Source organism: Noviluteimonas gilva (assembly GCF_009740395.1).
GTDB lineage: Bacteria > Pseudomonadota > Gammaproteobacteria > Xanthomonadales > Xanthomonadaceae > Noviluteimonas > Noviluteimonas gilva.
On the sequence record NZ_WOXT01000001.1, the window covers coordinates 1198577 to 1223985 of the forward strand.

Here is a 25409-nt window from a genome sequence, read left to right on the forward strand (position 1 = left end):
GCCGGGGCCCATTCAGTCGGAACACCCCCCGCATGGGGAGCAGAAAGCGCTGGCTCCCGGCGCGGAAATCGATTCAACTGTCCCGCTCGCGAGAGGGGACATCTGGAGAAGTTCGTGGCAACCAGCAAGAAGACGCCCGGCGGCAACAAGCCCGCCGCGCAGGCGCCTGAGGCGCCCGCCGCAGACGCCGCGGCAAAGCCGGCCCAGAAGCCGCCGCTCGACCTCACCCAACTCAAAGTCGAAAAGAGCTGCTCGCGCGGCCTGTCGACGTGGTTGTCGAGCAACCGCGTTTCGCTCGCGATCTCTTCCTACCAGACCGGCCGCGTCTACCTGGTCGGCAGCGACCAGCAAGGTCGCGTGTCGTTCTTCGAACGCATCTTCGAACGCGCGATGGGCATCGTCGGCAACGCGCAGCGCATCTATCTCGGCGGCCTGTACCAGTTGTGGCGCTTCGAGAACGTGCTGCGCCAGGGCGAGGTCATCCACGGCAAGTTCGACAAGTGCTACGTGCCGCGCAACGCGCAGACGATCGGCGATCTCGACATCCACGAGCTCGGCATCCGCAGCGATGGCCGCGTGGTGTTCGTCAACACCAAGTACTCGTGCCTGGCCGAGCTGAGCACGACGCACAGCTTCAAGCCGATCTGGAAGCCGAACTTCATCAGCAAGCTCGCGCCGGAAGATCGTTGCCATCTCAACGGGCTGGCGATGGTCGACGGCAAGCCGAAGTACGTCACCGCGGTGTGCAAGTCCGACGCCGTCGACGGTTGGCGCGACCGCCGCATGAACGGTGGCGTGGTGATCGACGTGGAGACCGACGAGATCGTCTGCGAAGGCCTGTCGATGCCGCACAGCCCGCGCTGGGCGAACGGCAAGCTGTGGGTGCTCAACGCGGGCACCGGGCATTTGGGTTACGTCGATTTCGCGACGAAGTCCTTCGTGCCGACCGCGTGGTTCCCGGGCTTCCTGCGTGGCTTGTCGATTGTCGGCAACGTCGCGGCGGTGGGTTTGTCGAAGCCGCGCAACCAGCGCTTCGAAGGCCTGCAGCTGGACGAAGAACTCAAGAAGCGCGACGCCGAACCGTGGTGCGGCGTGCAGATCGTGAACCTGTCCAACGGCGACGTGGTCAACTGGATCCGCTTCGAAGGCGACATCAGCGAAATCTTCGACATCAGCTTCCTGCCCAATGTCGTCAACCCGATGATGATCGGCCTGCGCACGGCGGAAATCCGCGAGCTGATCACCTTCGAACCCGAGCAACAGTCGCAGTCCGAGGCGCTCGCATGAATCGCCGCATCTTCGTCGCCGTCGCATTGATGGTGGCCGCGCCCGCGTTCGCGCAACAGGCCGCCAAGCCGGCGCCGCAGCCTGCGTTGCAGGGCGGCCCCGACGCGACCTTCGCCGCGTGGGACAAGGACGGCAACGGCACGTTGTCGAAGGACGAATTCCGCGCCGGCTGGCTGGCCACGCGCGAGGACCTCGCGCTGCGCCGCCTGCGCACCGAGTTCGCGCGCCACGACGCCGACAAGAGCGGCAAGCTCGAAGCCGGCGAGTACGCCAAGCTCGCGCTCGTGCAGCGCGCGGGCACGTCGGCGCCGGCGATGACGGCGTTCGACAAGGACAAGGACGGCGGCTTGCAGTTCGCCGAGTACCTGGAGTTCGTGAAGGTCGCAGGCGCGCAGCAACAGCCACGCGCGGCCGCGCCGAAGGCGAAGTGACGATGGCTTATTCGATCGTTCCCGTCTGGCGCAACGTCACGCCGGAATTGCAGGCCGAGCTCGTCGACTTCTGGATCGGCCACAAGGCGATGGCCGACGCCGAGCGCGCGAAGCTGCGCGCGCAGCAGGCCGTGTGCGTGTTGCGCGATGCCGACGGCGCGCTGTGCGGCGTGGCCACGGCCTTCGTGCAGGTGCGCCCGCGCCTGCGCCAGCCGATGTACTACTTCCGCCAATTTATTGCTCCAGAGCATCGCCGGCAGCAGCAGGCGATCCCGATTTTCAAAGCCGCCTGCGAAATCCTCGAAGCGGCCAATCGTGCGTCGCCCGAATGCCTGGGCGTGCTGATGGAGATCGAAAACCCCGACCTGGCGCGGATCTTCTCGCACGTGGTCGGCGCCCGCACGGGTGCGGTCTTCCTGGGCTACTCCCCGCGCGGCCACCAGCTGCGGGCGGTGTATTTCCAGGGCGCCAAGCTCTTCCAGCCTGCGCCGCTGCGCCGCCGCCAGGCCGCGCCGGGCCTCGCGAAGACCCCCGAACAAGCCCCAACCGCCTGATTTCACGGGGGGTCCGACTTGCGGTGCCTCCGCGGCGCCGCTATGATTCCGCCTCTTTTGTTCCGCCCTACATCGCGCGGCAACCTTCCGGCGTCCCCGGAACAAGCCCGACCATGTACCAATCGAGTCACGCAATGAAGACTTTTACCGCCAAGAACGAGACCGTCCAGCGCGACTGGTACATCGTCGACGCCGAAGGCAAGACCCTCGGCCGCCTCGCCACCGAGCTCGCACGCCGCCTCCGTGGCAAGCACAAGCCCGTTTACACGCCCCACGTCGATACCGGCGATTACCTCGTGGTGATCAACGCCGAGAAGATCCACGTGACCGGCCGCAAGCTGCAGGACAAGATGTACTACCGGTTCACCGGTTACATCGGCAACCTGAAGTCCGAATCCCTCGGCCAGGCGCTCGAGCGCCACCCCGAGCGCGTCATCGAAACCGCCGTCAAGGGCATGCTGCCCAAGAACCCGCTGGGCCGTGCGATGTATCGCAAGCTCAAGGTCTACGCTGGCCCGAATCATCCGCACACGGCCCAGCAGCCGCAGCCCCTGGACATCTAAGGCAACCATATGGCTATCCAGCAGAATTACGGCACCGGCCGCCGCAAGTCCTCGACCGCCCGCGTGTTCCTGCGCAAGGGCACGGGCACCATCACCATCAACGAGCGCACGATCGAAGACTTCTTCGGCCGCGAAACCGCCCGCATGATCGTGCGCCAGCCGCTCGAACTCACGCAGTCGACCGACAAGTTCGACATCCTCGTGACGGTCGAAGGCGGCGGCATCACCGGCCAGGCCGGCGCGATCCGCCTCGGCATCTCGCGCGCGCTGGTCGAATACGACGAGTCGCTGAAGACCGAACTGCGCAAGGCTGGTTTCATGACCCGCGACGCGCGTGAAGTCGAGCGTAAGAAGGTCGGTCTCCACAAGGCCCGCCGCGCCACGCAGTTCTCGAAGCGCTAATTTTTCGGGCAACGCAATCGCGGTACAATCAAAACAAGCACGTATAGCCCCGTCGCCAAGCGGTAAGGCACCTGACTCTGACTCAGGCATTCGGTGGTTCGAATCCATCCGGGGCTGCCAAACAAGAAGACCCGCCGAAAGGCGGGTTTTCTTTTTTCCGTACAATGCACGGCTCCCACGCGTCGGAAGAGCCCCTGCAATGAAGCTCGGTTCCCTCAAGGAAGGCGGCCGCGACGGCACGCTGATCGTCGTCTCCCGCGACCTCAAGCGCGGCGTGCGCGCCACCACCATCGCGCCGACCCTGCAGCGCGCACTGGAAGACTGGTCCAACACCGCGCCGCGCCTCAATGCGTTGTCCGACGCGCTCGATGCCGGCGATGCGCCCGATGCTTTCGACATCGACATGGCCGCGCTCGCCGCGCCCTTGCCGCGCGCCTATGAATTCGTCGACGGCAGCGCGTATCTCCCGCACGTCGAACGCGTGCGTCGCGCGCGTGGCGCCGAAGTGCCGGAAAGCTTCTACGTCGACCCGCTGATGTACCAGGCCACCAGCGCCGGCTTCCTCGGTCCGCGCGATGCGGTGAAGGTCGTCGACGAAGGCTATGGCATCGACCTGGAAGCCGAGATCGTCGTGATCACCGACGACGTGCCGATGGGCGTCTCCCCGGAGCGCGCCGCCACGCACATCCAGTTGATCGGCCTGGTCAACGACGTCTCGCTGCGCAATCTCATTCCCAACGAACTCGCCAAGGGCTTCGGCTTCCTGCAGTCCAAGCCGCGCTCGGCGTTGTCGCCGGTGTTCGTGACGCCGGACGAGCTCGGCGATGCCTGGCAATCCAGCAAGGTGCACCTGCCGCTGGTGACGCATATCAACGGCGAATGGTTCGGTGCGCCGGAAGCGGGCGTCGACATGCAGTTCGACTTCGCGCAGTTGGTCGCGCATGCGGCGAAGACGCGTCCGTTGTCGGCCGGCACCATCGTCGGCTCGGGCACGATCGCCAACGAAGACACCAGCAAGGGCGCCTCGTGCTTCGCCGAAAAGCGCACGGTGGAAACCCTGGCCAACGGCAAGCCGACGACGCCCTTCATGTCCTTCGGCGATGCGGTCCGCATCGAGATGCTGGACGCGCAGGGCCGCAGCATCTTCGGCGCCATCGACCAGCGCATCGAACGCCAGACGCCGGCCGTCTGAGGCGCGTTCCTGAGGGCGCGCCCGGCGGGCTTTCGCGCCCGCCTGCGCCAAGCTAAGGTGACTGCGCCGCCAGCCGCGGCACGGGGGGAAGGGCGGCAGTGAACGACCGGCTTCGTCTGTATTCGTACTGGCGCTCCAGCGCCGCGTATCGCGTGCGCATCGGCCTGAACCTCAAGGGCCTGCCGTACGAACTGTTTCCCGTGCACCTGTTGCGCGACGGCGGCGACCAGCACAAGCCGGCGTTCCGTTCGGCGAATCCGCAGGGCCTGGTGCCGGTGCTCGAACACGGCCAGCGCATGCTGCGCCAGTCGATGGCGATCCTCGAATACCTCGACGAAGTGTGGCCCGATCCGCCGCTGTTGCCGGCCACCGCGCGCGACCGCCAGCGCGTGCGCGCGCTCGCGCAACTGGTCGCATGCGACATCCATCCGCTCAACAACCTGCGCATCCTGCAGTACTTCGAACGCGAGTGGCACGTGCCGCAACCCGAGCGCGACGAGTGGGTGCGCCACTGGATCTGCGACGGCCTGGATGCGTTCGAAGCGATGCTGCACGACCATCCCTCCACCGGCAGCTTCTGCGACGGCCAGGTGCCGACCATCGCCGACGCCTGCCTGATCCCGCAGCTCTACAACGCGCGCCGCTTCGGCGTGGACATCGCACGCTTCCCGACCATCGCGCGCATCGAGCAGGCCTGCCTTGCGCATCCGGCCTTCGACGAAGCGCGGCCGGAGAAGCAACCCGATGCGCCGGAGAAGAGTCCCGGCTGAAAATTTCGAGTCGATCGCTAGGTTGAACGGCTGCCGGCGATTCTCGAAGGGCGTCATTGACGCCTATGCGTCACTGGCGTACATTCGCCGTGATTTTCATCGAGACCAGTTACTTCACCCAGGACGTTCTCGAGCTTCTCAGCGATGAGGAATACGCCCGTCTGCAGGCGTGGCTGGCGTCGAATCCAGATGCCGGAGACTTGATCCAGGACACCGGCGGATTGCGCAAGGTGCGTTGGTCCGCAGGCGGGAAGGGCAAGCGTGGCGGTGTTCGCGTGATCTATTACGACGCGAGCGACGTGCATCAGATTCGCATGCTGCTCATCTACCGGAAGGGCGTGAAGGACGATCTGACCGCGAAGGAAAAAGCCATCCTTCGTTCCATCAACGCGCAGTGGTGACATGGACGCGAAACTCTTCAAGCGTTTGGTCGGCAGCATGGAGGCGATGGACGAGATCGTTCGCGGAGAGCGACCGCCGTCGCGCGAATTCCATGTCGATGCCGTGGGCGTGCGCGAAATCCGCAAGGCGACCGGGCTTTCGCAGCAGAAGTTCGCCGACATCATCCATGTCAACGTGGGCACGCTGAAGAATTGGGAGCAGGGGCGCCGGGAGCCGACGGGTCCTGCGAAGGCCTTGTTGCAGGTGATCAAGGCAGACCCGCAATACGTCATCGAGACGCTGGCGCACGCGACCTGAAAAAAAGCCCCGCATCGCGGGGCTTTTCGTTTCTTTCGATGTCGTGCGACGTCAGTGCGCTTCGAACACGTCCGCATACGGGTCGTGCTCGCCGGTCGCGCCTTCGGACAAGCGGAACTTCAGCGCCAGGCCGTCGCGCGAGTCGGCCGCGTTGAGCGCCGATTCCTTTTCGACCTTGCCTTCCTTGTAGAGACGGAACAGGCACTGGTCGAACGACTCCATGCCCGCTTCCAGCGATTCTTCCATCGCCTGCTTCAACTCGTGCACCTGGCCGCGGCGCAGCAGGTCGCGGATCATCGGCGTGTTGATCAGCACTTCGCACGCGGGGATGCGGCGGCCGTCGACGCCGATCACCAGGCGCTGCGAAATCACGGCCTTGAGGTTCAGCGCGAGGTTCATCAGCACGTTCTTGTGCGCGGCCTCGGGGAAGAAGTTGAGGATGCGTTCGATCGTCTGGTCGGCGTTGTTGGAGTGCAGCGTCGCCAGGCAGATGTGGCCGGTTTCGGCGAAGGCGATCGCCGCTTCCATCGTCGTGGCGTCGAGGATTTCGCCGATGAGGATCACGTCCGGCGCTTCGCGCATCGCGTTCTTGAGCGCGTTGTGGAAGGCGTGCGTGTCCAGGCCGACTTCGCGCTGGTTGACGATCGACTTCTTGTGCTTGTGCAGGTATTCGATCGGATCCTCGATGGTGAGGATGTGGCCGGCCGACGTGCTGTTGCGGTGGTCGATCATCGAGGCGAGCGTGGTGGACTTGCCCGAACCGGTGGAACCCACGATCAGCACCAGCCCGCGCGGGGCCATGATGATTTCCTTGAGCACCTGCGGGAGCTGCAGCTCCTCGATGGACGGGATCACGCTGCGGATGGCGCGGATCACCATGCCCACTTCGCCGCGCTGCTTGAACACGTTCACGCGGAAACGGCCCGAGTCGGCCAGGGCGATGGCGATGTTGAGCTCGAGCTCGCGCTCGAACTGCGGCACCTGGCCCTCGTCCATCAGCGAATAGGCGATCTTCTTGACCATGCCCGCGGGCAGGCCGGTGTTCCCGAGCGGATAAAGCTTGCCCTCGACCTTGATGTACACCGGCGCACCGGTGGTCAGGAACATGTCGGAGGCATTCTTCTCCGTCATCAGCTTCAGGAAATAGCCGATATCCATAGCGCGTACTCTCTCCCGAAGGCGACCGTTTGCATGCGCGGCGCCGGCTTAACACAATGACTGCGCGCTCAATCCCCTAAAGACCGGCACGGCACCCCTCTATGCGCCCAAGCTTCGCACACTTCACCCGAACGCAACACGCGAGGCTCTGCGGCCTTGTGATCGCAATCGCGTTGTCAGGCTGCGCCAGCGTGCCGCCGCCGACCAGCGAGTTGTCGGCGGCGCAGCAATCGGTCGCGCGGGCCGAAAGCGCCGATGCGGACCAGTACGCAACCTCCGAACTGGTGGCCGCGCGCAACGCGCTGGAATCGGCCCAATCGGCGATGTCCGCCGGGGACGACGAGGATGCGCTGCGCTTCGCGACCTCCGCTTCGGCGTGGGGCGACCTGGCGCTGGCCCGCAGCCGCGCGGCCACCACCCAGGCCGATTACGACCAGCGTCGCGCGGAGATCGCCGGCCTGCGCCAGCGCCTGCAGTTGGGCGCGAACGATGAAACCCCGGCGCTCGCTTGGCCCGCACCGGCGCCGGCGCAGGGTCCGGACGTGGCCGCGGCGCTTTCGCAGCGCCTGGTCGCGCTCGATGCCGACGCCCGCCTGCAAGGCCTCGCCGCCTACGAGCGGCTGCGCGCGCGGCAGGCCGTCGACGTGTTGCCCGAAGCGCGCAAGAGCGATCGCGCGCAGGCGACCCAGATCGCGCAGCAGCGCGTGCAGACCGCGGAAATCGCGGCCCAGACCGAAGCCACGCGCCGCGAAGTCGATCGCCTGGACCGCGAGCGCAGCGAACTGCTCGTCGAAGCCAGCCGCCAGGAAGCCGAGCGCGCGCGCCAGGAAGCCGAGCGCCTGCGTTTCGAAGCCCAGATCCAGATGGAAGAGGCGCAGCGCCTGCGCGCGACCGCCGAATCCGAAGCCGCCGCCCGTGCGCAGGCCGAGGAGATCGTCCTCGACGTCGCCGGCGACCAGGCCGCCAAGCTCGCCGCCGCCAAGGCGCGCGACGCCGAACTGGCGCGCAAGGAAGCCGAGCTCTCCGGCGCGGTGGGCGACCTGCCGCCCTCCAAGCGCAGCGGCGGTTCCGAAGTCTTCACCCTCGGCGGCGATGCCTTCGCTTCGGGCAAGGCCGCGCTGTCGTCCAGCGGCAGTGGCAGCGTTCGCGCGCTGGCCGCGTACATCGCCGCCGCGCCGACGGGCCGCATCCGCATCGAGGCCCACACCGACGGGCAGGGCGAAGCGGCCGCCAACAAGGACCTCTCCCAGCGCCGCGCCAACGCCGTGCGCGACGCACTGGCCGCCGCGGGCGTCCCGAAGTCGAAGATGACCGCCACCGGGATGGGTGAATCGTCCCCGATCGGCAGCGACGACACCGCCGCCGGGAGAGCGCGCAACCGCCGCGTCGAGATCATCGTCGCCGACAAATAACCTTTTATTTTCAATGTCTTGACGTCGCCTTGCCGACTGTCGGCAAGCGGCGGCAAATCATCAAAGGTCCTCTTGCCGAGTCGTGGGGGGAGGAGTAGCGTCGGTTCCCCGAGCACTCTTTTTGCTCGGCTCGCGAGAGACCAGGCCGATGACGCAAACGCCCGCATCCGAGGAGCGTGCCGCCGGACGAAATGTCCGGGCCGGCGCTGAATCGAATGTCACGGCGGCCTGCGAACACAACGACCTGATGCCATCCTCGCCCCCATGGACGCCCCGTGCCCCCAGGCCCGGGGCGTTCGCGTTTCAGAAGTAGTGGATCTACCAGGAGGCTGACATGTTCGAAGGGCAACCGCAGGCGGAACTCGACGCGCTGATGAAGACCAATCCCGAGTTCAAGAGCCTGTATCAGCGCCACAAGGAACTCGACAAGAAAGTGCTCGACGCCGAACTCGGCGTGCTGGCCGTCGACGACCTCACCTTGTCGAAAATGAAACGCGAAAAGCTCGCCGCGAAAGACCGCCTCGTGACGATGTACGACGGACGACACTGACGACTTCCTAACCGTCGCGGGCGGCACCGGCGTCCTCGTCCGCCGATGCCGTCCGCGGTGGCAACCGGACCCGCTGCATGGGCGCCGGCATTCCTAAGCGATAATCGCCCCCTCCCGCCGCACAGCATTGCGGCCGCACCAGGGCGACACCGCATGCCGATCCACCACTCCGTGCTCGAATTGATCGGGCAAACGCCGGTCGTACAGGCCCAGCATCTCGACGCGGGCCCGTGCACGCTGTTCCTCAAGCTCGAAAGCCAGAACCCCGGCGGGTCGGTGAAGGACCGCATCGGCGTTTCGATGATCGAAGCCGCAGAGAAAAGAGGCGACATCAAACCCGGTGACACGCTGGTCGAAGGCACCGCGGGCAACACCGGCATCGGCCTTGCACTCGTCGCGCAGCAGAAGGGCTACAAGCTCATCCTCGTCGTGCCCGACAAGATGAGCCGCGAGAAGATCTTCAACCTCAAGGCGATGGGCGCGCAGGTCGTGCTCACGCGCAGCGACGTCGCCAAGGGGCATCCGGATTACTACCAGGACATGGCCGAACGCATCGCGCGCGAAACGCCCGGCGCGTACTTCATCAACCAGTTCGGCAATCCCGACAACCCGGCCGCGCACGAGTTCGGCACGGGCCCGGAAATCCTGCGGCAACTGGATGGCGATCTCGACGCCATCGTCTTCGGTTGCGGCAGCTCGGGCACGATGACGGGCCTGTCGCGTTGCTTCGCGCAGCACTCGCCGAAGACCGAGTTGATCCTCGCCGATCCGGTCGGCTCGATCCTCGAGGAATACATCAATCGCGGCACGCTCTCCGACAAATCGGCGAGCTGGATGGTCGAAGGCATCGGCGAGGATTTCCTGCCGCCGATCTCCGACTTCTCGCGCGTGAAGAAGGCCTACGCGATCTCCGACAAGGAGAGCTTCCTCACCGCGCGCGAGTTGCTGGCGAAGGAAGGCATCCTCGGTGGGTCGTCCACCGGCACGCTGCTCGCCGCCGCGTTGCGCTGGTGCCGCGAACAGACCACGCCCAAGCGCGTGCTCGTCTTCGTCTGCGACACGGGCAACAAGTACCTGTCGAAGATGTACAACGACTATTGGATGCTCGACAACGGCTTCCTCGAACGGGAAACGCACGGCGACCTGCGCGACCTGATCCTGCGCCCGTACTCGCGCCGCGACACCGTCGTCGTCGCGCCGACCGACCTGCTCGTCACCGCGTACCAGCGCATGAAGCTCTACGACGTCTCGCAGCTGCCGGTGATGGACGGCGAGAAGATCGTCGGCATCGTCGATGAGTCCGACGTGCTGCTGCACGTCTACGGCAACGAAGATCGCTTTCGCGATCCGGTGTCGACCGCGATGGTCTCCAAGCTCGACATCCTCGACGTGCGCTCGCCGATGGAATCGCTGCTGCCCGTGTTCGATCGCGGCCACGTGGCGATCGTCACCGAGCCCTCGCCGGAAGGCCCGCGCTTCCTCGGCTTGATCACGCGCATCGACCTGCTCAACTGGCTGCGGCGCCGGGTGCAGTGACCCCCGACGCGGACCCGCGATTGCGCCGGTGGACCGCGCCGCTGCGGTTCGCCGCGCGGCTGTTCACCGGTCGCGCCGCGCCCGGCGAATTGCGCGCAGCGTGCGTGCGCGTGCTCGCCAACGTGCCGTTCGCCGACGGCGCACGTCGCCGTTTGCTGCTGTCCACGCGTCCGAACCCGTTCGCGCCCCGCGACCCGCACGCCCATGCATGGCCGCGCGATCTGATGCGGCCCGCGCCGCCCGTCGCCGGCAAGCCCGATGTCTTCGTGTGGGCGCTGATCGACTGGCATTTCCGCATCCAGCGCCCGCAGCATCTCGCGCACGCATGGGCGCAACGCGGACACCGCGTGTTCTATGTGTCGAACGAATCGATCGACGCACCGGCGCCCGGTTTCTCGCCGGAATTGCTGGATGCGAACGCGCGCCTGTACCAGGTGCATCTGCACGTCAGCAACGCGCCGACGATCTATCACGCGATGCCGACGGCAGCGCAATCGGCCGAGCTCGACGCGAGCCTGCGCGCATTCCTCGAATGGACCGGCGCGACCGACGCCATTTCGGTGGTGCAACATCCCTTCTGGTCGGACCTCGCCACGCGCGTGTCCGGTGCGCGCGTCATCTACGACTGCATGGACCACCATGCCGGTTTCGACAACAACGCGCCCGACGTGATCGAAGCCGAGCATCGCCTCGTTGCCGAGGCGGAAAGCGTCGTCGTCACCAGCGCATGGCTTGCGCAATCCTTCGAAGGAAAAGCGCGTCGGGTGCAGGTCGTGCGCAACGCGTGCGACTACACGCTGTTCGCAACGCCGCCGCGTGAACGCTTCCGCGATGAAGCGGGTCGCCGCGTCATCGGCTACCACGGCGCGATCGCACCGTGGTTCGACGTCGAACTCGTCGCGCGCGTTGCGCGCGCATTCCCGGACGCGCTCGTGGTGCTGGTCGGCGCGGACACGACGGGCGCGGCTGCGCAACTCGCCGAGTTCCCGAACGTCCGCTTCACGGGCGAAGTGGACTACACCACGCTGCCTTACTGGGTTCACGGATTCGACGTCGGCCTGCTGCCTTTCCGCGTGACGCCCCTGACGCTGGCGACCAACCCCGTGAAGGTTTACGAATACCTGGCCGCGGGGAAACCGGTCGTGGGCGTCGACCTGCCCGAAATGGCGCAGTTCGACGAACTCGTTCACATCGCGCGTGACGACGGGCACTTCCTCGCCGCCGTGCGCGCCTGCCTCGACGCCGCGCCGGACGAACACCAACGCCGTGCACGCCAGGCATTTGCCTCACAACAGACCTGGGGCCGCCGCGCGGATGCCATCCTCCCCGGCTGCTAGAATCGTCGACGCACGCACATTTTGCGCACTCACGCTAATGGGACCCCGCGGATGAAACCAGAAGGACAGGGCGGCACGCGACACGGGCTCGGTACGCTCGCGATCCACGCCGGGCAATCCCCCGACCCCTCGACCGGCGCCGTGATGACGCCGATCTACGCGACCTCGACGTATGCGCAGTCCAGCCCCGGTGAACACCAGGGCTTCGAGTACTCGCGCACGCACAATCCCACGCGCTTCGCCTACGAGCGCTGCATCGCCGGCCTGGAAGGCGGCACGCGCGGCTTCGCGTTCGCCTCGGGCCTGGCGGCGACCTCCACGTTGCTGGAAGTGCTGGACAGCGGCGACCACGTGATCGCGATGGACGATGTCTACGGCGGCACGTTCCGCCTGTTCGAGCGCGTGCGCCGCCGCACGGCGGGCCTGGATTTCAGCTGGGTGGATCTCACCGATCCGGCGAAGTTCGAAGCCGCGATCAAGCCCAACACCAAGATGGTGTGGATCGAAACCCCGACCAATCCGTTGCTGAAGATCGTCGACATCGACGCGATCGCGAAGATCGCGAAGCAGCGCGGCCTGCTGGTCGTCGTCGACAACACCTTCTCCTCGCCGATGGTGCAGCGCCCGCTGGAACACGGCGCGGACATCGTCATGCATTCGGCGACGAAGTACCTCAACGGCCACAGCGACATGGTCGGCGGCATCCTCGTGGTCGGCGACGACGCCGAACTCGCCGAGAAGCTCGCCTTCCTGCAGAACTCCATCGGCGCGGTGCAGGGGCCGTTCGACAGCTTCCTCGCGCTGCGCGGCCTCAAGACGCTGCACTTGCGCATGCGCGCGCATTGCGACAACGCGCTCGCGTTGGCGCAGTGGCTGGAATCGCATCCGGCGATCGAACGCGTCGTCTATCCGGGCCTGGCCTCGCATCCGCACCACGCGCTCGCCAAGCGCCAGATGGACGGGTTCGGCGGCATCGTCACGATCTTCGTGAAGGGTGGCCTGGAAGCGTCCAAGCGCTTCTGCGAACGCACCAGGCTGTTCACGCTGGCCGAATCGCTCGGCGGCGTGGAAAGCCTCGTCAACCATCCCGCGATCATGACGCACGCGTCGATCCCGCCGGAACGCCGCGCGCAACTGGGGTTGTTCGACAACCTCGTGCGCCTGAGCGTGGGCGTGGAAGACCTCGAAGACCTGCGTCGCGATCTCGACCACGCACTGCAATCGAAGACCTGATGAGCACCGATACGCCAGCCAGCCTGCAGCCCCAACGGGATGCGGCGCCTGCGATGCAAGACAGCGACGCAGCGCTGCTGCAAGCGCGCCGCGACGTGCTGTCCTACAAGTACGAAGTCGACCGCCTCTACACCGAATACCAGCGCGTGCACGGCGCCTACGCGCATTCGTCGGTCGAATTGCTCGCGCAGTACAACAAGGTGGTGGACGAGCTCGGCCGTTCGCGCCTGTGGCAGTTGTTCACGAAGATCGCGAAGGTCTGGTCGCGCATCCGCTACAAGCGCGAATACACCGACGTGATCCGTTCGATCCCGTTGCCGCGCGTCGTGCCGCCCGCGGGCTCGCGCCTGCGTCGCCCGGAACTGCCGGACATCGGCGCGATCGAATACCGCGCGCACCCGGTGCCTGCCGAGAAGACCTGGGAAGCGACGTCGTTCCTGTCGCACACCTACTACAACAAGATCGAAACGATCCTCGCGCGCCAGCCCGAGGGCCAGCGCCGCGTGTTCGTGCAGTCGGCGATCATCGATTGGTTCGTGCCGCTGTTCCAGCGCCCGCAGCACATGGCGCTCGCGATGGCGCGCCAGGGCTACCTGGTGTTCTACGTGACGGCCAACATGCTCGGCGATCGCGCGAAGGGCTTCCATGAAGTCGCGCCGAACGTGTTCATCACCAACCAGCCCGCGCATCTGATGGTCGATGACGCGCTGGTGTCGTGCTATTCGACGGTGGCCACGCTGCTGTCGTGGCAGGCCGACGTGGCCAGGAAGGTGCGTGCGCGCAACAACAAGCTGCTGTACGAGTACATCGACCACATCGATCCCGAAATCTCGTTCCACACCACCGGCCAGCTGGCCCGCCAGTTCGCATTGGTGGACGACGAGCACATCGACCTGGGCCTGGCATCGGCCGCGACGCTGCGCGAGGAACTGCGCGCGAAGCTCAACACCGTGCCCGTGACCTACGTGCCCAACGGCGTGGACACCTATCACTACGACGAAGTGCTGCGCCACGACCGCCGTGCGACCGTGCCGCCGGACATGCGCGACGTGGTCGAAGCGGGGCGTCCGATCGTGGGCTACTTCGGCGCGATGGCACCGTGGTTGTGGTACGAGGCGATGAACGAACTGGCCAAGCAGCGCCCGGACCTGTCGTTCGTCTACATCGGCCCGGATTACCTGGACGCGGCGCGCAAGCTGGAGTCGCTGTCGAATGTCTACGCGCTCGGCGCGGTCGACTACGCGGTGCTGCCGTATTTCGCGCAGCACTTCGACGTGGCCATCATCCCGTTCAAGCAGGGCGAGATCGCGCGGACCACGTCGCCGCTCAAGCTGTTCGAATACTTCGCGCTCGGCCTGCCGGTGGTCGTGACGCAGGGCATGGAAGAGTGCGAGCAATTCCCCGAAGTGCTGACCGCGGGCTCCGCCGAAGCGTATTCGGTGGCGATCGACGAGGCGTTGTCGCGTTCGCGCGATCCGGAATGGATCGAACGCTTCCGCGCACTGGCCGAAGAAAATACCTGGGACAAGCGCGCGCAGGTGCTCAGTGCCGCGCATGACGCCGTTCTCGAAAACAAATCCGTGAGCAACTGATGACGACTTTGCGTGTTGGGCTGGTGGGGTACTACGGCTGGGGCAACTACGGCGACGAGTTCTTCAAGGACGTGCTCGAAACCGAATTGAAGGATTGCCGCTTCCGCGTCCTCCACGACCTCGGTCCGAAGGGCGAGTTGATCCTGGACAACCTCCAGGCGAACATCGCCGACGTGGACGTCATCATGATCGGCGGCGGCGACCTGGTCATCCCGTTCTCGCTCAGCACGCTGTACTGGCGCCCGGAATTCCTCGCCAAGCCGGTGGTGATCTACGGCGTGGGCGTGCCCAAGTGGGGCGGTTACAACGCCGATGTCGTGCTGAAGATGCGCGAGTTCTTCCAGCATCCGTCGGTGAAGAAGATCACCGCGCGCGACCAGGAAAGCGCGGAGTGGATTTCGCAGCACCTCAAGCCGACCGCGCCGGTCGAATGCGCGCCCGACATCGTGTGCGCGTACACGCACGAATACGTCGCGCCGCGCGATCGCACCTTCGGCGTGGTCCTGCGCCACCAGCAGAATGGCGTCAGCCAGGAAAAGACGCGCGCGCTGCTCGATGCCGTCCGCGCCCGCGGCTTCCACCCGCGCCTGCTGATGCTCGCCACGGGCCGCACGCTGGCCGACGACTTCGATACGGTCGCGCGCCTGGACCTGGGCAACGCCGACATCGTGATCCGCGACAACCTCGCCTCGTTGACCGATGAACTGATCTCCTGCGATCGCGTCGCCTCGATGAAATTCCACGGCTGCGTGGTGGCGATGACGCACGGCGTGCCGTGCCTGGCGTTGTCGTCGGCGAACAAGTTCAAGAATTTCTACGCCGAACTCGGCAAGCAGGCGTGGGTGTCCTCGCTCGCCGACGCCGCGCTGGAAACCAAGCTCGACGCCTTCCTCGACGCGCCACGCATGGCCTTCCCGCCGTCGATCCGCGAACACGCGCGCGAAGGCCTGGCCGCGCTGCGCCAGGACCTGGGCGACGCGGCCGGTGGTACGGTGAAGCACGCCCGCGGCGAGCGCGCCGTCGGCCACTGACGGATTCGATCCCATGCCCATCGGCACGTTCGGACGCGACCTGGCCGCGACCTTGCGGGAACCCGCGTTCTGGGGCTACTCGAGCTGGCTCGACATCCTCGTCAAGTATCGGCGCACGTCGATCGGCCCGGTGTGGATGGTGCTGCCGCCGTTCGTGTTCGTCGTGCTGCTCGGCACCATCTATTCGCAGCTGATGCATTTCCCGCCGCAGCACTACCTGCCGTTCCTCGGCGTTGGGTATCTGCTGTGGCGCGTGATCATCCAGGTGATCACCGAATCGACGTCGGTGCTGCGCAACCACAAGTCCTTCATCTTCGACGGGCGCGTGCGGCTGACCGACTATTTCCTGCGCACGCTGTCGAAGGCGATGTTCTATTTCGTGGCGTCGCTGCCGATCCTCGCGGGTGTGTTCGCGTGGTCGGACGAGATGCACGTCGCCAACCTCGCGACGTTGTTGGTGACGATGCCTGTCTTCCTGCTCGGCATGCTGTGGCTCGCCGCGCACCTGGCCTTGTTCGGCGCACGCTTCCCGGATACTGCGGAATTCACGAACACGATCCTGATCTTCGCGTTCCTGGTCACGCCGATCCTCTGGTATCCGCAGCAGGCGCATGGCGGTCACGTGCTGACCATGGTCACGCGCGCCAATCCGGCCGCGCACCTGATCAACTTCGTGCGCGATCCATTGCTCGGCAAGATGCCGGACGCGTACACGCTGTGGTTCGTGGGCATCTTCGTCGTGGTCGGCGGTCTGTCGACGTCGTGGTTGTATCGACGCTACGGCCGCTACGTGCCGCTCTGGATCTGAGGCGCACATGGCATCGAACCCCAAGCAGGGCGCGTCCATCCGGCTCAGCCGCGTCACGCTGAAGCTGCCGACCTTCTTCCAGCACCAGAAGGCCGAGGATTCGTGGCTGAAGACCTTGTTCGGCGCGGCGATCGACCGCCCGGACCGGCGCCTCAACACGATCCTCAGCGACATCGATTTCGAAGCCAACGATGGCGACCGCATCGCGCTCATCGGGCGCAACGGTGCCGGCAAGACGAGCCTGTTGCACCTGTTGACGGGCTGCTACCTGCCCACCGAAGGCGAAGTCGAAATCCACGGTTCGCGCCAGGCACTGCTCAACGTTTCGCTCGGCTTCAATCCGGAAGCGACGCTGCGGGAAAACATCTTCCTTCGCGGCGCGGCGATGGGCGCGCCGATGCACACGATCCGCGACTCGGTGGGTTCGATCCTGGAATTCGCCGAACTCGGTGCGCTCGCGGGCCGACGCCTGGCGACGCTGTCGGCGGGCCAGCGCATGCGCCTGGGCTTCGCCATTTCCACCAGCGTGCAGCCGGACATCATGTTGCTCGACGAGTGGATCGGCACGGGCGATGCGCAGTTCATCAAGCGCGCACGCGAACGCATGCAGGACCGCGTGTCGGGTTCGCGCATCATGGTGCTCGCCAGCCACAGCGACGACCTCGTGCGGCGCGTGTGCAATCGCGGGCTCGTGCTCGAAGCCGGTCGCGTGGTGTTCGATGGCGCGATCAAGCAGGCGCTCGATCACTACCGGCATTTGATCGCGCCGAAGGAACAACCCGCCGCCGCGGCCGCCGCGCCTGCGTTCGTTCCGCAGCGCCTCGCACATGCGACGGGTCACGGCATTCGCTTCGCGAAGCCGCCGCATCGCCTGTTCGAAAACCTGGGCGAAGGCCGTTACGGCTTCACCGTGGAAATCCACGACGACACGCTCGCCAACGCGCTTGCATCGCTGTCGGCATCGCTCGCCGCGCGCGGGCTGCGGCCCAGCGCGTTCGCGTCGACGACGCGTGGCCTGCCGAATGTCTTCGAATTCACCGGCGCCGGCGGCGCCACCGCGCGCGTCACGCTGACCGCATACGTGCCCAACGACACTGCGCGCCAGGCGCCCGGTGCGGTCGGTCGCATCCATTTCGCGATGGTCGACGCCGCGCACGCCAACGCGCATTCCTGATTATTTCCGACCCCAATCCATTCGAGGCCACCTCATGTCGCTCTTCCGTAACGCCGCGCTGATCGCCGCTTCCGCGCTCGTCCTTGCCGCCTGCCAGCGCAGCGAAACCGCCGCCGATGCGGCGACCGACGCCGCCGCGCAGCAGACCGTCCCCACCGCCGCCACCGTCGCGACCGCGCCGGCCGCGATCGCCGGCCCGCACATCGCGTCGGTCAGGGTCGGCCGTTACATCGAACCCAAGACCTTCCAGGTCGGCGGCGTGGCCACCAAGTTCAAGCAGGGCGAGAAGCTCTTCGCGATGGTGCAGCTGGAAAACATCGACGCGCCGACGCGCGTGGACGTCGCGCTGATCGATTCGCAGGGCGGCAACGTCGCCGGCGACAGCAAGACCATCGCGGCGAAGGGCGCGCATCGCGCCAACTTCTCGCTCGCGCCTGCCACCACGCTCGCTGCCGGCAGCTACACGCTCGAAGCGACGATGGAAGGCCAGGCGCAGCCGGAAAGCGTTTCGATCGAAGTGCGCTGAGGCACTTCGCTTCGAGTCACGCGTCGCGCGATGCGAAGCGCGACGCGATGACCTGTGCGATGCGCTTGCCCGCCAGGCCATCGCCGTACGGATTGTGCGCGGTCGACATCCGCGCATAAGCCTGCGCGTCGTCGAGCAGGTGCGCCACGCTTTCGGCGATGCGGTTTTCGTCGGTTCCCACCAGCAGCACCGTGCCGGCATCGACGGCTTCCGGGCGCTCGGTGGTGTCGCGCATCACCAGCACCGGCTTGCCGAGCGACGGCGCTTCTTCCTGCACGCCGCCCGAGTCGGTGAGAATCACGTAGCTGCGCTGCATGAGGAATACGAACGGCAGGTAATCCTGCGGTTCGACCAGGTGCACGTTCGACAGGCCCGCCAGATGGCGGCGCACGGGTTCCTGCACGTTCGGATTCAGGTGCACCGGATACACGATCTGCAAATCGGGCCGCGCCGCGAGACGCGCGATGGCGCGGCAGATGCGTTCGAAGCCTTCGCCGAAATTCTCGCGACGATGACCGGTGATGAGCAGCAGGCGGCGGTTTGGATCGAGGAAGGGGAAGCGCGCTTCCATCGCGCCGCGCAGTTGCGCGTCTTCGCGCAGGCGCGCGTCCACTTCGAGCAGCGCGTCGATGACGGTGTTGCCGGTGACGTGGATGCCGTCGGCGGCGATGCCTTCGCGCTCGAGGTTCTCGCGCGAGCGCGGCGTCGGTGCGAAATGCAGCGCGCACAGCGGCGCGGTCAGGCGGCGATTCATTTCCTCCGGCCACGGCGCATGCATGTTGCCCGTGCGCAGGCCCGCTTCGACGTGGCCGATGGGCACGCGTGCGTAGAACGCCGCCAGCGAGGTCGACAAGGTCGTCGACGTATCGCCATGCACGAGCACCAGGTCGGGCGCGAACTGCTGGAACACCGGCGTCATGCCGGTGACGATGCGGCTGGTGAGGTCGGGCAGGGTCTGGCCCTGCTGCATCAGGTCGAGGTCGGCGTCGGGGCGGATGTCGAAGACTTCCAGCACCTGGTCGAGCATCTGCCGATGTTGTGCGGTCACCACGACCTGCGCTTCGAGGTCGGGGTGGGCCTGGATCGCATGCACCACCGGCGCCATCTTGATGGCTTCCGGTCGCGTGCCGAATACGACCATGACGCGCCTGCGCCCTTCGCTAGTTGTCATGGGAGGTACTCGTCTCCGGGCCGCATCAGCCCGGCCAGCGTTTGAAGACCCAACGGTCCAGGAAAAAGAACACGACCACGGGCACGAAGGTCATGGTCGCGATGACCCCGTAAAGATACCCGGCATGCAGGACCGAGACCACAAGGTGCATCACGGCCGCGGACGCGGCGATGTTGCCCGCATGCACGAGCAGGTAGCGCGGAAGATCGCGCTGCACGCGGTTCTCCGAGCGGAACGCGAAGCCGCGCTGCAGCAGGAAATTCAGCGGCACGGCCGCAAGGTAAGCCAGCACGGACGCGGGCACGGGTGCCACGCCCGCATGTTCGACGAGCAGCCACGCCATCACGCCGTAGAACAGCGTGGTCGCGCCGCCCACCATCGCGAAGCGCACGAAGCGCGCCGCCATCGCGGAGAGGTCCATCGTCATCCGCCTTTCCGCGCGGACAGGCGACCGACGGTCTTGCGCACGACGTACTGCGGCTTGCCGTTGAGCGTGAGCAGCACGCGGCCCACGTATTCGCCGATCGCGCCGAGCGAGAGCAACTGGATGCCGCCGAGGATCAGTACGGTGACGATCAGCGAGGCCCAGCCGACGGTCCATTCCGGATGCAGCAACTTGGACACGACCACCACGCCCGCCATCAGGAACCCGAACACCGACGACAGCGCACCGACCAGCGAGACGAAACGCAGCGGCACGACGGAGAAACTCGTCGCCATCTGCGACCACAGCGAGACCAGCTTGGTGAAGCTGTAACCCGAGCGCCCGTCGCCGCGCGCATGGTGTTCGACTTCGACCGTCGCGATGTTGCGCGTGGCCTGCAGGATGAGCCCGTCGACATAGACGAAGGGGCCGTCGTAACGCAGCACTTCGTCGCGAATCTCGCTGCGCATCGCGCGGAACGGCGAGAGGTACAACCCCTTTGGCTTCTTCAGCAAACGCTGCGCGACCCAATCGTTGAAGCGGCTGCCGAGCACCTTCCACGCCGCGTGTTCGCGCCGCGCGAAGTTCGCGTAGCACACGTCCGCGCCGCCTTCGATCTTCGCCACGAGCGTGGCGATGTCGTCGGGCGAATGCTGCAGGTCGTCGTCCATCGTGACGACGATGGCGCCGCGCGCGTGCGCCAGGCCCGCCATCACCGCGTTGTGCTGGCCGGCGTTCATGCGCAGGTCGACGCCGCCGAGCCAGGGATGTTGCGCGGCGAGCGATTCGATCACTTGCCACGCATCGTCGGGCCCGCTGTCGTGCACGAGCACCGCTTCGAAACCGTCGAGGCCGTAGCGCGGCGCGAGCGCGGCTTCGAGCCGGCGCGCGAGCTCCGGCAGGATGCGCGCGCTGCCGTAGACCGGGATCACGACCGACAGCGCGATGGGCGTCTCAACCATAGTATTTCCCGATGACGCGTTCGAGGTAGCGCGCGTCGAAGCCGATGCCGATGCGTGCGGCGATACTGCGCGCGAGCGCGGTGTCGACGGGCATCGGGCGACCGAGGTCGAGCGAGGTGTAATTCGCCTTGCGGCCGAGCACCTGCTCGAATACCGCGACGATCTTCGGCATCGGCGTGGAGGCCGGGCTGGCGATCGTGACGGTGCGCCGGTCCTCCGGCCACTTGTCCAGCAACGCGGCGACGATGCGCACGACATCATCGACGTCGACGAGGTTGCGCTCGGCGTTCGCCCACAGATCGAAGTGCTCGCCGCGCACGATGCGGTCGCGCAGATAGTTGGTGAGCGTGTGCGGATTGTCGGTGCGCCCGACGACCTGCGGCAGGCGCACGATTCGGCCGCCGTGCGCGCGCACCAACGCTTCCATCGCCAGTTTGTGGCGGATGTAGGGACGGCGCGCTTCGTGTTCGTCGGCGACGCCGCAACTGCTGAAATACAGCAGCGTGCGCGGATCCTGGAGGTGTTCGCGCAGCAGCGCTTCTTCGCGCGCGAACGCCGCCGGATCGGTTTCCGTCGAATTGGAAACGCCCGATGCGAAGGCGATGCACCCGTGGCGCGCTTGCACGACCGGCGCCATCGCGTGCGCGAGCATGCCGCGTCCCACGATCGCGGCGCCTGTCACGGGCCTCAGGTGCGTCATCGGGTCACGCGCGTCCGCTCGCGACGTATTGCGCGCCCATCGGCACGCGCGTGAGCAGGCGTTCGAGCGGGCGCAGCGCGGCGAGCGCATGCGGGAAGAAGATCGTGTAGTCCACGTGCGTGTCGTTGAAACCCGCATCGCGCATCAGGCTGCGCGTTTCGATGCTGCTGAGCAGGATGGCGTCTTCGTCGAACGGACATTCGTCGACGACCTTGCGCGTCAGCGGATTCCACGGATTGTGTTCGAACACGAACAGCCGGCCGCCCGGCTTGAGCACGCGACGCAATTCGCCCAGCCAATTCGCGCGTTCGACCGGCGCGATGTGGTGGAAGACGCACGCGGCCACCGCGACGTCCACCGCAGCGTCGTCCATCGCGAGGCGGTCGCCTTCGATCACGGACAGCGCGACATCCGGATGCGCCTGCGCGGCCATCGCCAGGCTTTCGCGCGAGACATCCATGCCGTGCAGTTTCGTACCGGGCAGGGCGTCGCGCAGGAAGCCGAGCGTGCCGCCGATGCCGCAGCCGAAATCGAGCAGGCGCGCCGGCGTTTGCGCAGACATCGCGCGCGCGACATACGCGGCCTTGGAGGCGGCGAAGTACGCCGGCTCCTCGCCGCTGGCGCGGATGCTTTCGCCGTGCAGGCGCGCGTAATCGCGCGCGTAGCGGTCGAATTCGGGAGGCGTGTCCAAAGCCGCCCCTGCGTTAAAGCGCCTGCTGCAATTCCGGCAGCAGTTTGAACAGATCGCCGACCAGGCCGATGTCGGCGATCTCGAAGATCGGCGCCTCGGGATCCTTGTTGATCGCCACGATCGTGCCGGCGTCCTTGATGCCGGTCAGGTGCTGGATCGCGCCGCTGATGCCGACGGCGACGTACAACTCCGGCGCGATGATCTTGCCGGTCTGGCCGACCTGCAATTCGTTCGGCACGTAACCGGCGTCCACCGCCGCGCGCGAGGCGCCGACCGCGGCGCCGAGCTTGTCGGCGAGCTCGTAGACGATCTTGAAGTTTTCCGCCGAACCGACGCCGCGGCCACCGGAGACCACGCGCTTGGCACTCTGCAGGTCAGGACGATCGGACTTGCCGGCGGCGAGTTCCTTGAAGCGCGTGTGCGTGGGCAGCGTCGCGTCGGCGTTCGCCGCTTCGACGGCGGCGCTGCCGTCGCGCGCGACTTCCGGCCACGAGGCCGTGCGCACGGTCGCGACGACCGGGCGGCCCTGCGGCGCTTCGACGGTGACGATCGCGTTGCCCGCGTAGATCGGGCGCTTGAACGTGTGCGTGCCTTCGACCGACATGACATCGGACACCTGCGACACGCCGAGCAGTGCGGCGACGCACGGCATCAGGTCCTTGCCGAAGGTCGTGCTGGGGCCGAACACATGCGTGTAATCGGCGGCGAGCTTCGCCACCTGCGGCGCCTGCACCTGCGCGAGCGCATGCGCGTTGGCGGCGTTGGCGACGGTGAGCACGCGCGCGACGCCCTGCAACTTCGCGGCATCCGCGGCGACGGAAGCGGGATCGGCCGCGAGCACGACGACGTCGATCGACTCAGGTTTAAGCGCCTTCGCTGCGGACACGCACTTGGCGGTGGATGCGTTGAGCTTGCCGTCGAGATGTTCGGCGACGATCAGGACCTTGGACATCAGAGCAACCCCTTCGCTTTCAGTGCGGCGACCAGTTCGGCCGCGTCCTTCACCATCACGCCCTTGCTGCGCTTGGCAGGCGGCGCGTAGTGCGTGGTCTTGAGTTCGTCGGCGGCGTCGAGGCCGAGATCGGCGAACGGAATGGATTCGAGCGGCTTGCTCTTGGCCTTCATGATGTCGGGCAGCTTGATGAAGCGCGGCTCGTTGAGGCGCAGGTCGGTGGTGACCACCGCCGGCAGGTCGACTTCGAGCGTTTCCAGGCCCGCGTCGACTTCGCGCACGACCGTGGCCTTGCCGTCGGCGACGTCGAGCTTCGACGCGAAGGTCGCCTGCGGGCGGCCCCACAGCGTGGCGAGCATCTGGCCGGTCTGGTTGGCGTCGTCGTCGATGGCCTGCTTGCCGAGGATGACGAGGTCGGGCTGTTCCTTCTCGACCAGCTTCAACAGCGCGCGCGCGGCGGTGAGCGGGGCGATCGCGCCGTCGGCGACCACGTGGATCGCGCGGTTGGCGCCCATGGCCAGGCCGTTGCGCAGGTGGGCCTGGGCGTCGGCGGGGGCGATGGTGGCGACCACGACTTCCGTCGCGATGCCCTTGTCGCGCAACCGCAGGGCTTCTTCCAGCGCGATTTCGTCGAACGGGTTGGCCGACAGCTTGACGCCGTCGGTGACCACGCCCGAACCGTCGGGTTTGACCTGGATGCGGACGTTGTAGTCCACCACGCGCTTGTAGCCGACGAGGATCTTCATTGGGGGAGGGGCATCCGATGATCGAAGCGGACCGCGATTTTAGCCCGCCCGGCCGGCAAGGTGGACGAAAGACCGATGGGGCCCGGACGTGCCCGCGCTAGAATCCAGCCTCTTTGCATCGGAGGTTCCATGGCCGGCAACAAGCTCTTCCCGGACGCGGCCACGGCCCTGGCCGACCTCGTCCAAGACGGACAGACCCTCGCGGTCGGCGGTTTCGGCCTGTGCGGCATTCCCGAGGCGCTGATCGCCGCGTTGCGCGATACCGGCGCCAAGGGCCTGACGGTGATCTCCAACAACGCGGGCGTCGACGGCTTCGGCCTCGGCCAGCTGCTCGCGACCCGGCAGATTCGCAAGATGATTTCGTCGTACGTCGGCGAGAACAAGGAATTCGAGCGCCAGTACCTGGCCAACGAGCTGGAACTGGAGTTCAACCCGCAGGGCACGCTCGCCGAGCGACTGCGCGCGGGCGGCGCGGGCATCCCGGCCTTCTTCACCCGCACCGGCTTCGGCACGATCGTCGCCGACGGCAAGGAAACGCGCGAGTTCGACGGCCACAGCTACGTCCTCGAAACCGCGTTGCACGCCGACGTCTCGCTGGTGAAGGCGTGGAAGGCGGACAAGGCCGGCAACCTGGTGTTCCGCAAGACCGCGCGCAATTTCAATCCGGCGTGCGCGATGGCCGGCAAGACGTGCGTGGCGGAAGTCGAGGAGCTCGTCGAAACCGGGCAGATCGATCCCGACCACGTGCACCTGCCCGGCATCTACGTCGACCGCATCGTCGTCAACGCGACGCCCGAAAAGCGCATCGAACAGCGCACCGTCCGCCAGGGAGGCGTGTAATGGCCTGGACCCGCGACCAGATGGCGCAACGCGCCGCGCAGGAACTCACCGACGGCGCGTACGTCAACCTCGGCATCGGCTTGCCGACGCTGGTGGCCAACTTCATTCCCGACGGCATGGATGTGTGGCTGCAATCGGAGAACGGTTTGCTCGGCATCGGCCCGTTCCCCACCGAAGACGAAGTCGACGCCGACCTCATCAACGCCGGCAAGCAGACGGTCACCGCGCGCGAAGGTGCGAGTTATTTCGGCAGCCACGATTCGTTCGCGATGATCCGCGGCGGTCACATCGATCTGGCGATCCTCGGCGCGATGCAGGTCACCGACCAGGGCGATCTCGCGAATTGGATGGTGCCCGGCAAGATGGTCAAGGGCATGGGCGGCGCGATGGACCTGGTCGCCGGCGTCAAGCGCGTGGTCGTGCTGATGGAACACACCGCGAAGAACGGCGAACACAAGTTGCTTTCGCAATGCACGCTGCCGCTGACCGGCGTGGGCGTGGTGAATCGCGTGATCACCGATCTCGCCGTGCTCGACGTCACCCCCGCGGGCCTGAAGCTGGTGGAACTCGCGCCCGGCGTGACGCAGGACGAGCTGGCCGAAAAGACGGGCGTTGCCGTTCTCCCCTGAAAAGCGACCTGACGCGTTCAGGCAGCGAGCGCCCAAAAA

General features: G+C 66.4%; 29 protein-coding genes and 1 tRNA gene. 22 read left to right on the plus strand and 8 right to left on the minus strand.

Translation table 11 applies throughout. From position 1 onward, the window contains the following. The first annotated feature begins 114 nt into the window (after positions 1-114). The 10 genes from GN331_RS05715 to GN331_RS05760 all read left to right on the plus strand — a co-directional run bounded on the left by GN331_RS05715 (position 115) and on the right by GN331_RS05760 (position 5898). Entirely contained in the window at positions 115-1287 is a 1173-nt protein-coding gene (locus GN331_RS05715; protein ID WP_331713370.1) for a TIGR03032 family protein, read from the plus strand. Further along, positions 1284-1718 (plus strand): EF-hand domain-containing protein, encoded by a 435-nt coding sequence (locus GN331_RS05720; RefSeq protein WP_156640884.1) that lies wholly within the window; start codon positions 1284-1286, stop codon positions 1716-1718. Before GN331_RS05715 ends, GN331_RS05720 begins: the two co-directional genes overlap by 4 nt. A 2-nt stretch (positions 1719-1720) precedes the next feature. Beyond that, a complete protein-coding gene (locus GN331_RS05725) occupies positions 1721-2272 on the plus strand; it encodes a hypothetical protein (RefSeq protein WP_156640885.1) in 552 nt (183 codons plus the stop codon). Positions 2273-2406: 134 nt separating this feature from the next. Then, a complete protein-coding gene (gene rplM / locus GN331_RS05730) occupies positions 2407-2835 on the plus strand; it encodes a 50S ribosomal protein L13 (RefSeq protein WP_156640886.1) in 429 nt (142 codons plus the stop codon). Between the two features lie 9 nt (positions 2836-2844). Then, the gene (gene rpsI / locus GN331_RS05735) at positions 2845-3237 is read left to right on the plus strand and encodes a 30S ribosomal protein S9 (protein ID WP_156640887.1); all 393 of its coding nucleotides are present in this window, start codon (positions 2845-2847) and stop codon (positions 3235-3237) included. Between the two features lie 45 nt (positions 3238-3282). Beyond that, positions 3283-3357: transfer RNA gene (locus GN331_RS05740), tRNA-Gln, on the plus strand. A 79-nt stretch (positions 3358-3436) separates the two neighbouring features. Continuing rightward, the gene (locus GN331_RS05745) at positions 3437-4429 is read left to right on the plus strand and encodes a fumarylacetoacetate hydrolase family protein (RefSeq protein ID WP_156640888.1); all 993 of its coding nucleotides are present in this window, start codon (positions 3437-3439) and stop codon (positions 4427-4429) included. A gap of 98 nt (positions 4430-4527) precedes the next feature. Next, complete coding sequence (maiA, locus tag GN331_RS05750; protein ID WP_331713371.1) at positions 4528-5199, plus strand: maleylacetoacetate isomerase; 672 nt, start codon at positions 4528-4530, stop codon at positions 5197-5199. Between the two features lie 89 nt (positions 5200-5288). Further along, positions 5289-5600: a hypothetical protein gene (locus tag GN331_RS05755; protein ID WP_231734339.1), complete on the plus strand. Its 312-nt coding sequence runs from the start codon at positions 5289-5291 to the stop codon at positions 5598-5600. Position 5601: 1 nt separating this feature from the next. Then, on the plus strand, positions 5602-5898 hold the full coding sequence (locus GN331_RS05760) for a helix-turn-helix domain-containing protein (RefSeq protein WP_156640890.1): 297 nt from the start codon (positions 5602-5604) through the stop codon (positions 5896-5898). Positions 5899-5949: 51 nt separating this feature from the next. On the opposite strand, the gene GN331_RS05765 is transcribed toward GN331_RS05760, so the two are convergent. After that, positions 5950-7056 carry a PilT/PilU family type 4a pilus ATPase gene (locus GN331_RS05765; RefSeq protein WP_156640891.1) on the minus strand — a complete coding sequence of 369 codons (1107 nt, stop codon included), beginning with the start codon at positions 7054-7056 and terminating at the stop codon, positions 5950-5952. A gap of 191 nt (positions 7057-7247) precedes the next feature. Between GN331_RS05765 and GN331_RS05770 the strand changes: the two genes are divergently transcribed. The 10 genes from GN331_RS05770 (at position 7248) to GN331_RS05815 (ending at position 18255) form a co-directional block, all read left to right on the plus strand. Further along, entirely contained in the window at positions 7248-8468 is a 1221-nt protein-coding gene (locus tag GN331_RS05770) for an OmpA family protein (protein WP_197427013.1), read from the plus strand. Positions 8469-8802: 334 nt separating this feature from the next. Further along, on the plus strand, positions 8803-9018 hold the full coding sequence (locus GN331_RS05775) for an HP1242/YdcH family protein (RefSeq protein WP_156640893.1): 216 nt from the start codon (positions 8803-8805) through the stop codon (positions 9016-9018). A gap of 153 nt (positions 9019-9171) precedes the next feature. Then, positions 9172-10554 (plus strand): pyridoxal-phosphate dependent enzyme, encoded by a 1383-nt coding sequence (locus GN331_RS05780; RefSeq protein WP_156640894.1) that lies wholly within the window; start codon positions 9172-9174, stop codon positions 10552-10554. After that, positions 10551-11891 carry a glycosyltransferase gene (locus tag GN331_RS16975; protein WP_197427014.1) on the plus strand — a complete coding sequence of 447 codons (1341 nt, stop codon included), beginning with the start codon at positions 10551-10553 and terminating at the stop codon, positions 11889-11891. The genes GN331_RS05780 and GN331_RS16975 overlap by 4 nt, the downstream gene beginning before the upstream one ends. 51 nt (positions 11892-11942) lie before the next feature. Next, on the plus strand, positions 11943-13124 hold the full coding sequence (locus tag GN331_RS05790; protein WP_156640896.1) for a cystathionine gamma-synthase: 1182 nt from the start codon (positions 11943-11945) through the stop codon (positions 13122-13124). Between the two features lie 53 nt (positions 13125-13177). After that, complete coding sequence (locus tag GN331_RS05795; RefSeq protein WP_197427015.1) at positions 13178-14716, plus strand: glycosyltransferase; 1539 nt, start codon at positions 13178-13180, stop codon at positions 14714-14716. Then, positions 14716-15747 carry a polysaccharide pyruvyl transferase family protein gene (locus GN331_RS05800; protein ID WP_156640898.1) on the plus strand — a complete coding sequence of 344 codons (1032 nt, stop codon included), beginning with the start codon at positions 14716-14718 and terminating at the stop codon, positions 15745-15747. Before GN331_RS05795 ends, GN331_RS05800 begins: the two co-directional genes overlap by 1 nt. A gap of 13 nt (positions 15748-15760) precedes the next feature. Next, positions 15761-16555 carry an ABC transporter permease gene (locus tag GN331_RS05805; RefSeq protein WP_156640899.1) on the plus strand — a complete coding sequence of 265 codons (795 nt, stop codon included), beginning with the start codon at positions 15761-15763 and terminating at the stop codon, positions 16553-16555. Positions 16556-16562: 7 nt separating this feature from the next. Continuing rightward, positions 16563-17729 carry an ABC transporter ATP-binding protein gene (locus tag GN331_RS05810; RefSeq protein WP_156640900.1) on the plus strand — a complete coding sequence of 389 codons (1167 nt, stop codon included), beginning with the start codon at positions 16563-16565 and terminating at the stop codon, positions 17727-17729. A gap of 34 nt (positions 17730-17763) precedes the next feature. Continuing rightward, positions 17764-18255: a hypothetical protein gene (locus tag GN331_RS05815; RefSeq protein WP_156640901.1), complete on the plus strand. Its 492-nt coding sequence runs from the start codon at positions 17764-17766 to the stop codon at positions 18253-18255. A gap of 16 nt (positions 18256-18271) precedes the next feature. On the opposite strand, the gene wecB is transcribed toward GN331_RS05815, so the two are convergent. The 7 genes from wecB to GN331_RS05850 are packed head-to-tail and all read right to left on the minus strand — an operon-like array spanning position 18272 to position 23901. After that, the gene (gene wecB, locus GN331_RS05820) at positions 18272-19426 is read right to left on the minus strand and encodes a non-hydrolyzing UDP-N-acetylglucosamine 2-epimerase (RefSeq protein WP_231734340.1); all 1155 of its coding nucleotides are present in this window, start codon (positions 19424-19426) and stop codon (positions 18272-18274) included. A gap of 25 nt (positions 19427-19451) precedes the next feature. Next, positions 19452-19853, minus strand: a complete 402-nt coding sequence (locus GN331_RS05825; RefSeq protein ID WP_156640902.1) for a GtrA family protein — start codon at positions 19851-19853, stop codon at positions 19452-19454. Next, positions 19850-20812 carry a glycosyltransferase family 2 protein gene (locus GN331_RS05830; RefSeq protein WP_156640903.1) on the minus strand — a complete coding sequence of 321 codons (963 nt, stop codon included), beginning with the start codon at positions 20810-20812 and terminating at the stop codon, positions 19850-19852. Before GN331_RS05830 ends, GN331_RS05825 begins: the two co-directional genes overlap by 4 nt. Further along, entirely contained in the window at positions 20805-21512 is a 708-nt protein-coding gene (locus GN331_RS05835; protein ID WP_197427016.1) for an NAD-dependent epimerase/dehydratase family protein, read from the minus strand. Before GN331_RS05835 ends, GN331_RS05830 begins: the two co-directional genes overlap by 8 nt. Positions 21513-21516: 4 nt before the next feature. Next, positions 21517-22203: a class I SAM-dependent methyltransferase gene (locus GN331_RS05840; RefSeq protein WP_156640905.1), complete on the minus strand. Its 687-nt coding sequence runs from the start codon at positions 22201-22203 to the stop codon at positions 21517-21519. A 13-nt stretch (positions 22204-22216) separates the two neighbouring features. Next, positions 22217-23155, minus strand: coding sequence for an electron transfer flavoprotein subunit alpha/FixB family protein (locus GN331_RS05845; protein WP_156640906.1), 939 nt, complete (start codon positions 23153-23155; stop codon positions 22217-22219). Next, positions 23155-23901, minus strand: coding sequence for an electron transfer flavoprotein subunit beta/FixA family protein (locus GN331_RS05850; protein WP_156640907.1), 747 nt, complete (start codon positions 23899-23901; stop codon positions 23155-23157). Before GN331_RS05850 ends, GN331_RS05845 begins: the two co-directional genes overlap by 1 nt. Positions 23902-24030: 129 nt before the next feature. Between GN331_RS05850 and GN331_RS05855 the strand changes: the two genes are divergently transcribed. Next, complete coding sequence (locus GN331_RS05855) at positions 24031-24741, plus strand: CoA transferase subunit A (protein WP_156640908.1); 711 nt, start codon at positions 24031-24033, stop codon at positions 24739-24741. Further along, a complete protein-coding gene (locus GN331_RS05860; protein ID WP_156640909.1) occupies positions 24741-25370 on the plus strand; it encodes a CoA transferase subunit B in 630 nt (209 codons plus the stop codon). The genes GN331_RS05855 and GN331_RS05860 overlap by 1 nt, the downstream gene beginning before the upstream one ends. The last annotated feature ends 39 nt before the right edge of the window (positions 25371-25409 follow it).